This window comes from Nocardia sp. NBC_01730 (assembly GCF_035920445.1).
Lineage (GTDB): Bacteria > Actinomycetota > Actinomycetes > Mycobacteriales > Mycobacteriaceae > Nocardia.
The window spans coordinates 2,924,632-2,937,369 of sequence record NZ_CP109162.1 but is presented as its reverse complement, the minus strand read 5'-3'; the positions used below and the strand labels follow the sequence as shown (position 1 = coordinate 2,937,369).

General features: G+C 67.2%; 1 protein-coding gene (only partly in view). It reads left to right on the top strand.

Every position in this 12,738-nt window falls within one protein-coding gene, locus tag OHB12_RS11255, for a LacI family DNA-binding transcriptional regulator, read on the top strand. The gene is 51,921 nt long; 14,967 of those nucleotides lie to the left of the window and 24,216 to its right, leaving coding positions 14,968-27,705 in view, spanning codon 4,990 (complete) through codon 9,235 (complete); the first complete codon in view begins at position 1. Both the start codon and the stop codon lie outside the window.

Sequence of the window (12,738 nt, the reverse complement as noted above, 5' to 3'; positions counted from 1 at the left end):
ATCGAGGTGCGCGAATGGGTGCGCAGGCGGGCGAACCAGGGTGTACTGGATGTCTTCGGCATCGTCTTCGACGACCGCGGCCGCCCGGAAATCCCGTTCAAGGAGTCCCGCGACCCCGCCGCGATCATCGGTCGCGGTGACGGCCCGGAAGGCTTCATTCGCGGGTTCCCCGGCCGCGGCCCGCCGGGCGCGGTGTTGGACCCGAATGCCTTCTCGGCCAGAGGCTATTCCACTCTGATCGTCGAACGTGACTCCGCCGCAGCGGATGTCGAGGTGCTGGCGCGGCGGCTGCCGGTGCATGAGGCCGACCTGTGGTCGCCGGAGCGGTACGAGGCCGCGCTACAGCGGTTCGAGCAGGGGCCGTGGGGGGGAGCCGGATCGCGGTCTGCGGTGTTGTTGCGCGAGGCGGTACAGCGATACCACGCGATCGAATTGCTGATCGGCCGAGTCTCCGAACTGGTCTTCACCGTGGATCCGGGAAGTACATCGGAGCGGCACCGGTTGCTGCTGAAGTTTGCCGAAGCCGCCCGGACATCGGCGGCCGGCGCGGCGAAGATCCGTGCGGTGGCAGCCGCGCGTGGAGCCGATCCGGCGGAGCTGTTGTCCAATCGGTTTGCTGCCGAGTTGGATCGCGTCGACCTGTACCGGCATGACCGCGGGCTGCGCGACCTGGTGTGGAGCTATCAGCGGTCGCGCGCGGCTCTCCGCCATCTGGACCAGCTGCTTGTCGCGAACCATATTGGCCCGGGAGCGTGGCAAGGCGGCATCGCCGATCAGCCGAGTGCCGTGAATATGGTCACCGGAATTCACGGCCTCACCGCGCAGCCCAGACTGATCGCGCCGGATCTGGTCTTGGAGTTCCGGCCGGGGCAAACCGGGCATGTGGCGGCGGCCGCCCGGGCGCTCGGCGACCAGTTGCGGACCTTGGGCTGGCGGGATCCGGCGCAGATCGACGCGGCAACCGGATTGGTGCAGCAGGCGGCAACCAGAGCGCTGCGATATCTGGAAGGCGACGACCGGCCGATTTCCGCCGAAGAGCAGATGACGGTGCGCGTCACTTTACGGGTGTCGACGGATGACGCCGGATTCCGCTCACTGCATGTTTCCGTCGAAGGCCATGATCGGCTCGACCTGCGAAGATTTACCTCGAAAACGTTTAAGAGCCAGTATCTTGCGGTGAACAGCACCGTCGTGGTGGGACCTGAGGTGGAAGAGATACTTCACACCACCACCACACGATTCGGTGTACGGGCGTGGGGCGAGGTGTACGCGGATTTCGTAGAGCCGCAACCCGCCAAGTGGCAGAAGCGGAGCGACGTCGCCGATACGGCATTGCCGCAAGAATATGCGGCTAAAGCCAGGATCGTTCAAAAGGTGTACGACGATCATCATATTCGGGTCACCGGCTGGCAGGATGTGGAGCTGGAGTCTCTAGAGATACTGGCTCGCACCGTAGATCTCTGGGTCATGGAAGAGGGTGGGCCGTTCGATTTGCGGCAGATAGACATCATGACGAAGCAGGAGTTGCCGAGTCTGGGTCAGGGTATGGCAAACCGGGACCATTTCTCGACGGTCGTGCTCAGCAAGCGGCTTCTCAACGACCCGGCGTGGGCCCTCGAGGCGCAGAATTGGGCTCGGGACACCGAATTCGGTGTCGAAACTTCGGAAGATTTTGTCGCTCATGTCCTCCGGCACGAGCTGAACCACATCAAGGATTACGCCAGTGGTCCGCGCGGCGCCAGGATCCAGGATGGCTTTTCGGCTGCGCTACAAGAATCCTACGCGTATTACGACGCGCAGAGCTCGCTCCCTCTTGGTATGGAGTTCACGGACTGGCAGGCACAGCTTCCGCGGTACGCATTCCAAAATGCGGATCGGTCTCTCGAACTGAATCCGAACGAAGCTACCGCCGAAGGCGGAATGTACCGGTTCGACCCGAACTCGTCTTTGCTGGGTCCGGGGCGAATCGCGGCATGGCAATTGGCGACCGGGAGGGGGGCGGAGGCAGCACAGATCTACGCCTCCTGGATACGCCAACGTGCCGCATTGGATGTTGTCGCCGACACGGCGGAATCGACCAGCGGGGGCTTCGCGCGCCGCTGGCTGCGGCGGATGAAAGTTTTGTTGGGCCAGCCTGTTCCGGTCGCCGGTCCGGTGCCGATCACCGAGGACGGCCTGGCCCGGTATGCCATGCCCGATTGGTCGCATCTGGGCAACCAGTGCGGCCCGATGGTGCTCGGTGATATCCGGGAAGTGTTCGGCCGCACCGATATTCGGGTGCGCCGGGCGGCTCCGCTGGCGGGGATGCCGGTCTCCGAGATCGAGGCGCAGATCGGCGGGCAGGCGGACTGGCTGGGTGGCATCGGTGAGACGGTCACTCGGCTGAAGCAGTGGGGCGCGGAGCTGGACGGGATTTCCCCTCCGAACCCGGACCGAGGCATTCCAGGCGGCAGGGGCGACGGTGTCGCGGTCATGGTGTTCGAGCCGGGTCCGAACGGCGATATGGGGCACGTGCGCTGGCTGGTGCGGCGGGTGAACCCGGACGGCACCGTGCGCATCGAGCTGCGCGATCCCGGGAAGGGCGAGCTGCGCGCCAATTTCGCGCCGGGACCGGACACTCCGGGCGGTCCGGGTGTGAAGGCGCTGTTCCTGGACAACACCGGGCATGCCGCGCCGCTGCCGGGCTGGGAAGGGGCCGATACCCGGCCGCGGGCCAACGACGACTTCGCGGTCGGGCGTTCCGAGTCGCGGCGTCGGCATCTGCTCAGCCTCGGCCGGCTGCGAGACCAGTACGCGCAGGAGCGTCGACGCCTGTACCCGGACCTCGAACAAGCCGGTGCGCTGAGACATGGCGAGGTCGTCCGGCTGCGTGGTCTGCGCAGCAGCTTGGTCGGGGAGTTCACCCGCCAACAGGTGCTGTACTGGGACGGGGTGCGGGACCAGTTGGCGCGGGTGTTCCTGCAGCAGGATTTCGTTCGAGACCTGGGCATCCGGTACCCGAGCGAGCTGCGCCCGACCGTGGTCGCGCGATTGGTTCGGGCCAGGTCGGCGCAGCGCGGTCTGGACACGGAGCTCGGACAGCGGTTGATGGATGTCGACGATCTGCTGGGACGTATCGGGAACCCGGAACCGCTGACCCCAGACGCGGTTGTCGAGCTGGTCGAGGTCTATGCGGCGCAACCCGACGCGGACCCGGAGCTCGGCCGACAGTTGGTGGATATCGACGCGCGGCTGAAGAACGAGCGCCGGCTCACCGACTACGACCGCCGCATCACCGGTATCGACACCCTGAATCGCAGGCTGGGCGAGGAATCGGCCCGACGCGACGCGGTGTGGAGCCGATTCACCCGGTTGAGCCGAGTCCATGCGGCTCGGTTCGATGGTGATGCGGCCCTGATGGATCCGGGCAGGTTCACGCTGGATGAGCTGCGGGCCCGGCGCACCGAACTGTTCCGGCAGGGGGCCGGTGACACCGAGCGGTACCGCGGACTGCACGCGCTGGTCGAGGCGGCTCAGGAATTCGGCAATGCCGATGCGGAATTCACCCGGCTGGACCGGCTGGCGCACGGGATGGAAGATCTGTCGCCCGGGCTGGAGGGTTTGGCCACCGAGCAACTCGCGGCTTGGGACAAGTTGGAGCCGCTCGAGGCGCAGTTGTATGCCATGGCCGCAAGCACGGTGGACCTCGAGACGCTGGGGCCGCGCGCGGAGTGGCGGACGGAACTGCGTGAGCAACGCAGGCAGCAGTGGCTGCGGGTGCGTGACCGGTTCGGGCGGATCCGCCCGGCGGAGCTGCACGACGTCACGCTGCCTGCTGATCTGACCATCGCAAACGATGTGACCAGCGCGGATGTTCGGCAGCTGGCCGAACTGCTCGGGTCGGGAGAAACTGTCGCGCACCGAGAATTCGAGCAACTGCGGCGCCTCGATACCATGTTCCAGCTCGTCGAGGAGATCTCCGCAGTTCAGAAGCAGATCGATGTGGTGGCCCGCGATATCGCCCAGGCCCTGGCCGCGGTGTCGCAGCGCCCGGTGTTGCCGGATCCACCGCCGCCTGGGGCACCCGCACGCGCACAACGGATCTGGCAGCGGGTGCGCCGGGCCGACAGTATCGCAGCAGGTTGGGCTGAGTTGAGCGCCGAGGAACGCTGGGCCGCAGTCCAGGGCGGAATCCCCGCTGGGATAGTCGATCTGGCGGGTATCCCGGCCCGCTGGCGTAACCGGATGTTCCGCTATGACCTTGCCATCCAGCAGGCCGAGATCACCGCCGTGCCGTTTGCGCAGCGCACACAGGCGCAGCATGCGGAGCTGTCCCGGGTGCGGCGGGCGGTGGCGGTATTGACCGCGGCCGAGGAGATGGCGGCGCGACTGCCCGGCCATCCGCCGGTGCATCTGCTGTCGGCGGATGCGTCGGTGGTCGCCTTCGGCGATATCGACACCGCCGATGCCATCTCGGTGCACGCCACCACCAGCTCACAGGCGGCGACCGCCGACTTGGGTCCGGCTGCGGATCAATTCAGGACCGAGTCGGTCGCGGCATACGGTTGGCACGCCGCGACCGTGATGTGGTCGGCGCCGCTGGCTACCGGGGCTGGACAGGCCGGCAGGCAGCTGGTCGATGATGTCACCGGATGGCTGTCGACCCAGCAGCATTACCACGATCAGGTGCGAGGTGCGGGCGAGCCGCTCACGGTTGCGGTCTTCCACAGCGGCGGCGGTCAAACCGTTGCCATTGCTGCGCTGGCGGATCCGCGGGCCGAGAGGATCCTCCACGACGTCGGTGCGATCCGGCCGCCGAACGCCGAGGCGGTGGCCGACTATCGGAGGCCGAGCTACAAGCGGCTGCGGCCGCTGCTGGAGCAGGCGCTGGAGGGGCTGCCCGCGGACTGCACCGACTACATCATCGCCGGCTGGACCGGCCGGGACGTGGCCGAGGTGGCCGCTGCACGACTGGCCCGTGGCAGACTGGCCGGCCGCACCGCCGACGAACTCAGCGGCGAGGTCCAGATCGGGTGGGAAAAATACGGCTTTCCGCCGGAGAGTCCATTCGAGCCGGGGGACGACACGGCCACTGACAAGATCGCCAAGAAGCTGATCGCAGGCAAGTTCCCCGGCGCGAAGGCCGCGGTGATCGAGCAGTATCGGCACCGCGACGACGTTGGCGTCGGCATCGAGGTCGATCCGAACGTGGTGGGCGCGCACGTCTACGAACTGGAATATATCGGCCGCGACGAGCTCGGTAGGGATATCGTCATCGAGCGCCGCTGGGTCCCGGACACTGCCACCTCCGATGCGTTGCAGCGTCCGACCACCGTCATGGTGGAGTCCGAATACGTCTGGGGCCAACCGCGACCCGCCGTCACCCACACCTCCGCCCTGATCCGCAAGGCCAACGGCGAACCGGGCACCACGTACACCGAGAACAACGGCGTGATCGGTAGGGACAAGTCGAGCACCCGCATCGGCCGGGAACAAGCCCCGCAGCCCGAAGACCCCGGCCCGCCGGTCCCGCCGCCGGACAGCCCGCCGCAACTGGGCGAGACGTTGGCGCAGATACGTGCCGACGCCGCAGACCGGGCCCCACGGTTACGCGCCGAACTCGAGCAGAAGTTGCGCGAACTCGAGCAGGAGCTCGGGTCGCGTGTGAACGTGGACGAGCTGCTGGATGAGCGTACGGGGACACTCCGAGACTGGCGCGAGCGTTATCGCGTCGCCCAGCGGGAACTGGCCGCCCACTTCCCCGAGGTGAGGTCGTACGACCTCGCTGACGAGCCCGTGGTGAAGCAAGTGCTCGAGATGCTGGCCGAGCAGACCGACAAGGACCCGCTGCCGGCTGCGGCCGAGCAGATATTCCGTGCTCTCTATGACCTGTTGACGCTGGTCTCGCGATTGGACGTGTCGCTGACACGGATTCGCCAGATCGACGGGTTGGTGGCGGCCCTCGCCTATGCCGATGAGCGCTACCGGCAAGGAAGGCTCATCGAGGCGTACTACCGCGATCTGCTGACCGAAGCCGTGCGCCTGGAGGACCTGGCCCGGCAGATCCGGCACGCCGAAACAACATTCACCCTCGCCTCCGACGACCTGGCGGGACTGAACTTCACGTTGAAGATCGGTTTGCAGGCTGCGGGGAATCATTTGGACGGTTCCGGGAGCCCACTGCCCGACGCGCTGGTACTGGTCCGCCACGAAGCAGCCGAGCAGCGGGATATGGCAGACGCTGCTCTGGCGCGGATAGGCGTCACGCATTTCCGCCACGGCGACCTGGAAATTACCTTCGATCCGTACGGTATGTCTGCCGCCGAGGTGGCGCGGCTGCGCACCTTCCGGGAAAAGCTGGCTGAGGCACTCGCCACGCAACTGGGGGATGTCACGGCGTCCGACTTGACTCCGGCCGAGGTCGAGCAGCGCTGGCTGAGATTGTCGCCCCGCAGCGACAATCTTCCTACTGTCGACAATCTCGAAGCGACCCGCATTGCCAGGACGTTGCGATCCTTCGACGCCGTATTCACCCCGGCGCAGAGGTACGTCGACACTGAAGCCCGGGTGCGGCTCCTCAATGCGCTGGAAACCGCGCTGCGCGAGGCCTACTGGCACCGTCAGGTGGTCACGCTGCGGGGCGGCGCCCCGCAGCGTGACCAGTCCGGTCCCGAGACGCATGCGGCCCAGGTCGCCTATCGACACTGGGACGAGCGCTACCACCGATTGCGGTCGGCGGCAGACACCCTCGGCGCCAAGGTCGCGGAACGCGATTCGCTCTGGCAGAAGTTCGACGCCCCGCTGCGCCGCCTTGGCGGCCTGGCCGTCCAACTCGACGACGTGGATATGGGGGCGTGGGATTCCTACCGCGAACGTTCGGCCGGCCTGCGCGAGCTGCGCGACCAGGCGTCCGGCGAACGGCGACGGATCCTCGGCGACATGGTCGCGGCCAATGTCGAGATCGAGGAACTCGAGGCACGCAAAGACCTCCTCAATAGCGAAATAGACGACGGCATAGGGGAATTGCCCGAGCTGATGGCGGCGCAGCCGACGGAGCAGGTCGCCGCCGACACCGGATACCAGCGCCCGGACACCGGGGCGGGTACGCGTCTGAAGCTGCGCGCCGAACTGGCCAGGGTGCGCGCCGAAGCGGCCGCTACCGGCAATGCGGCCCAGGTGGCCCGAATCGACGCGCTGCTGGTGGCAGCCCGGACCGCCTATGCCGAGAACATCACAGCGCAGCGCCGGTTCGACGACTGGTACCGCGAGCACCTGCAGCGCTTCCCAGCTGACACCGACGGGCTGCCGAACCTGCTGCAGGCCATGGACGCCGACCAGTACCGGGTAGTGGCTGCCGCGCTCGACGCGAACAGCACAGAGGCGCAACGCTTGCGGAGCCTGGCCGAGCTGAGCGAGGCCGCCGCCGAACACCAGCGCAGGCAGGCGCGACTAGGGGATTTCGACAGCCATGCCGCTCGGCTGGAAACTCTCGCCGAAGCGCGCCGCCGCGCCAGGGAAACTCCGTCATTCGCCCACCACGACACGGTGCTGGACACCGCTCTGGCACAAGAGCTCCCGTCGGTCCGTCCGGAACCGGGCACGATTCCGCCACAGCTGCGGCGGGTGCTGAATTGCACGGTCGCGGTGGCACGGGACGGCCAGGCATATATCGAACGGGTATCCGAGCGGAAGCTGAATCTCCCGGTATTGGAGGAGACGGGACGTATCCGGACGCACGGTGTCGCGGAAGTCGAACTGGTGCGCGCCCTGAACGCGGAGTGGGAGGAAGGCGGCCTCGGCTACGGTGTCGCCGGTCTGCGCGAAGCGCTCGCGCTGGTCACCGACCCCAACAACGAGGCCGGATTCGTCGCCGGGGCAATGGTATTCGGTGACAAGGGTGCGCACGCCTTCTCGATCGAGCGCACCGCCTCCGGTGACATCGTGGTCCGGGAAACCATCGACGATGAGGAATACACCTGGACCGGGGCGCAGCAGATCGGACAGTGGCTGGCCGAACGCGCCGAATGGGGCATAGACGAGGTGTACGGCATCGTCATCGGCGACGACGGCCAGGCCTGGACGCGGTACGACCCGGAGCGCAACCGCGCCGAAGTCATCGGTCATGCCGCCCCGGCGGTGCCGATCGGCGGCCTGCCCGCCGATAACGCCGCCCCCCGTGCCGGGCCGCCGTCGGCGAATCCGGACACTCCCGGCGAGCGCGCGGCCCAGTTTCGCGAGAGGACGTTGGCGGCGTTCGACGGCATATCGGGACGGGCAGGGAGCCTGGAAGCAGCGGAGTTGGCGGCGGCCGGTACGGACGAACTGAACGAGGCGTTCCAGCGACTGGAACCACATCAGCAGCAACTGCTGTTGCGCCGTTTCCGGGATGGGGAATCACCCGCGACGGTCGCCGAGGCCATGGGCCGGTCGGACGATGTCTTCCCTGTCATGGAGAAGCGCGCGCTGACTGCCTTGGTCGAAATAATCACCGCGCGAAAGTATCCCGCCCTGGCAGTGGTGTGGGCGAACCGGAGAATGGACCCGGATCTGTTCAGCGCGGCCGCGGCGGTTGTTGCGGCACATGGGGACAACTCTGACCGGTTCTGGAGTTCACTGCGGTCGTTGACGACCGAGGAGCGGGTGGCTCTGAAGTCGTTCCTGAGGGCGCGGCTTCCGGGTAGCGATGCCGGCCGAACACAGCGGGCCGCGGCCATCCGTCGGGCCGTCGAGCTGCTCGAGGTGGATGGCGTCGGCGATCGTGGTGCGGCCGAGCTCATTGCGGCGGCACAGGCTGCCGATCCGGCCGCCTTCGCGGCCGATCCGGCCGCCGCGGTGATTGGCACCCTGCGAGACCGTGCTGTCCGACAGTCCGCCGCATTGCTCGGTGCTGAGCCGGATGCCATCTGGGTCACTCCCGACCAAGCCCGAAGCCTGATCAGGGCATTGGACCAGGTCGACCGGCCAAGGCTGGGACGTGCCATGAACGAGCCGCTTGATGGCAGAACGCGCAAAATCGCCCGGCTGAGGATTCAGTCAGGCCGCTCGGTCGCTGAGACCGCCACCGAGCTGGGCATCACGCGACAGCGGGTCGAAGACCGGGAAATCCGAGCGCTGGCGAGGCTGGCCGCCGAAATCGGCGGATTCTGCATGCCTATCAGTGCTGACGATGCGCGCTTGGTGGCGGCGGTGCGTCGCGACCCCGACGCCGTCCGAGATGCGCTCGAGCGGCTCACCCCGACCAAGCGAACCGTGATCGAGATGTACTTGCGGGACAGGCCGATCCTCGAGGTGGCGGCCGAACTGCAGTACGACCAGACCAATATCTCGACGTCACGACACCGCGCAATCCGGGACCTGCTGCCAGCGGAAACATTGCAAGACAAGGCTGTACGTCGATCGGTCGAACTATTCGGTGAGGAGCCCAAAGCCGCTTGGGTCAGCGCCGCGGAAGCTTGGAAACTGCTCGATTCGCTGCACGGGTTGAGCGCGGAGCGCTTGCGGCGCGCGCGGACTGGTCTGCAGTCCGATATTCGCGAGCAGATTCTGCGGCGGCGACTGGATCGGCAGCGGCCGGGGCGGCGGCATTCGGTTGGGGCGACGGCTGCCGAGCTGGGTATCTCCGAAGCGCAGGTACGTGACTATGAGGCCCGAGTAGCAGCGAAGTTTGCTGAGGATCTTGCGAGCGTGCGGGTCTGGCGGCCGGGCAGTGACAAGGCTGCTGTCGTCGTCGAGGCGTTGACCGACCATCCGGATGATCTGCTGGACTGCCTTGCCCGGCTCGCGCCCGACCAGGCTCACGTGGTCAAACGATACATACAAGGATGGTCGGACAGGGAGGTCGCGGCAGAAACAGGAGACAATGACCCCCGGAATATCGCCAGGCTGCGGCAGCGCGCGGTCGGCAAACTGGCAGACCTGCTGAAGACCGATCCCGCCGACCGGGAACTGCAGCGGGCCATTCGACGCCGGGCCGGTGCCGCCCCCGTGGCACAGGACACGGTCGCGTATCAGCGTGCGACGACCGGGGTGATTCCCGAGCAGCTGCGTGGTGCGATGAACTGCGCTCCGATGGTGACCGATGCGGGAATGGACTACATCGAGCGGCAGACCGGGAGTAGGCCGGATACTCCTGCGCTGGAGGACACCCGTGAGGTGGAACTCCACGGTGTCCTGGAAATCGACATGGTTCGGGCCCTGAACGCGGACTGGCACAAGGGTGGGTTCGGGGCCGGCATTACCGGTCTGCGTTCGGCGTTGAAGATGGTGAAGGATGGTGAGGCCGGATTCATCGCCGGGGCAATGTCATTCGGCAAGGTCGGCGCGCATGCGTTCTCGATCGAACGCGACAAGAAGGGCCAGACCGTAATCCGGGAAAAGATCCGGGGCGTGGACCGGGTCTGGGACACCCCGGAGGCCATCGAGCGCTGGTTGCAGGAGCGTAAGAACTGGGGCATCACCCAGGTGCACGGCATCGTCATCAAGACCGACGGCACCGCCGAGGTGCCGTTCAACGGAAAGCGCGACCGCGCCGAAGTTATCGCCCGCGGCGACGCCCCGGCAGCGGCGATCGGCGGCGTAGCGGACGGCACGGCCGACTATCAGCCACCGTCGCAGGACCGGGATCCCGGCAATGGCGACGTTGTCACTCCCTCCGAACCGGCCGGCGATCCGCGGCTGGTGGAGCTGACCCGGGCCCTCCACGCCGCGGATCTGGCATTTGAGCGGTTGCGTCAGCGGCGGCACGACGTGGTGCTCGGGCTCGACTGGGATCCGACCACACCGACCGCCGAGCTGGTGGAACGCGGGCACGACAACATCACGCTGCTGGGCGAGCTGAGGAGTATCGAGGCACCCGAGCTGCTGTTCGAGCAGCTGCGGAAGCTGGGGCGGGAGCATCTGGACGCGGTGCTGGACCAGGCGCAGCAGCCGCCGGGGTGGCTCCGGGACGCGGCCGCGGAGCAGGTGGCCTCCATCGATCGCCGGATCGATGCGACCTTGCTGCTGTTGGGGATTCGGTCCGGCACCAGCGCCCCGGTAGAGAATGGTGATGCCATCGCGGCCGTGCAGACCATGGCCGATCTGTACGGGGATGAGAAGGTCTCCCGCCTGGACGGCGATGTCGACCTGCCCTCGACCTTCGCCGCCGCCGCGAGCCTGCGCGGGGAGTTGCTGCAGTACCCGAACCACGACTTCCTGGCCCGGGAGCTCCGTGCCAAGGGGCCTGGCGCGTCGGCGTTCGTATCGGATTCGTCCGGATGGAGCCGTCGCCGGTATGTGCTGACCAATCGGGATGGTGTGATCATCAAGATCGACCGGGACCGAGGTGTGGTCGAGGAGTTCACGCCGGACGAGACAGTCGAGACCGTCGACGCAGTGGTGTTCGACGCCGATGGCCCGGTCTATCAGATCGGCGGGTCGCGGTTCGTCCCGGAGTACTTCGCCACGCAGGGGGGTGCGCCGGCCAATCATCGGCGGGGCGATGAAGTCGAACAGTTCTACACTGCCGCCGCGCAGCAGGTGCGGCGCACCGGCGAGCTCGACCCGTGGCTCAGTGAACTGCAGGCGGATCTCACGCAGCGGACCCGGCTGCTGGTGAACTCCTGCGCGGTCACCCTGGCCTATCGGGAATTGACCGGCGAGCTCGGGTTGAACCCGAGAAGGCTGACCCTGCAACAGCTTTCGCAGCTGCGCACCCTGACGGAAGGCACTCCCCAGGCGGACGGGCTGGCGCGAGTGGCCGAGCAGGTGGAGGAGCTGGTCCGCCTCGACGCCGAGATCCGGGAACTCGATGCCGACATCGCCAATACCATCGCGACGCTGCCCGCGGCCGCGCCAGACTATTCGCCGCGCGCCATTGTCGGCCACTCGGCGGCGGTAATAGCGGCCGCGGCGTTGACCGGCAACCCCGAAATTCGCTACTACCGTGAGTCGGAGCAGGGGGACAACGCGGGTCATGCCATGGCCGCCGCACTCGGGGCGCGGCCGCGGAACATCTCGGACGCCCACGACCGGATCCCGGCGCTGCTGCCGGACGGCGCCACCATGGTGGTGACCGACCGTCACAATCGCGGCAGCGCCAGTTATACGCTGACCAACCGCCGGGGCCGGATCATGGTCGTCGACCTGCGCACTGGCGAGATCTATGGTGCCCCGCACCGTGACGCTCATCTGGCCATCGCGACTGAAGCCTTCCTGTTCGATCCGGGCGGCACGGCGCACCATCCGCTGTCGGTGACCGCGCGGGCGGAACTGGATGCCGCGCTATTCCGGCCCGAGCCGGACCTGCAGTCCGTCCGCGACCTGGTGTACGGCCCAGGACGGATCGAGCCGTTGCGGTACTCCGATGCCGACACCACCGCGGTGGAACTGCCTACCGAGGTAGCCGCACAGTTCGCGGAGCTGGAGAACCAACGCGACGACCTGCTGCGCATACTGGCGATGGATGGCAACAGCTCGGCGGCGGCCGACGTGCCACGGATGCCGGTGCGTGCGGCGATCGCCTTGCTGCTCGACCGGCAGGCCGCCCGCCGCAGCGCGATGGCGATCGAACTCGGAATCCCGCTCGAGCAGTTGGACACCGCACTCGTGTCGGGGCGGTCGGGGCTAAGCGGCCGCGATGATCGGGCTGACATCGCCGCCACCATTGCGGTGGCAACGGACCTGACTCAGGTGCTCGACCAGCATCAGGCATTAACGGCGCAGCACGGCGTGCCTGCCTCGGAGCCGGCAGTGCCGGTGCGCTGGTTCCGGATGTGGGAC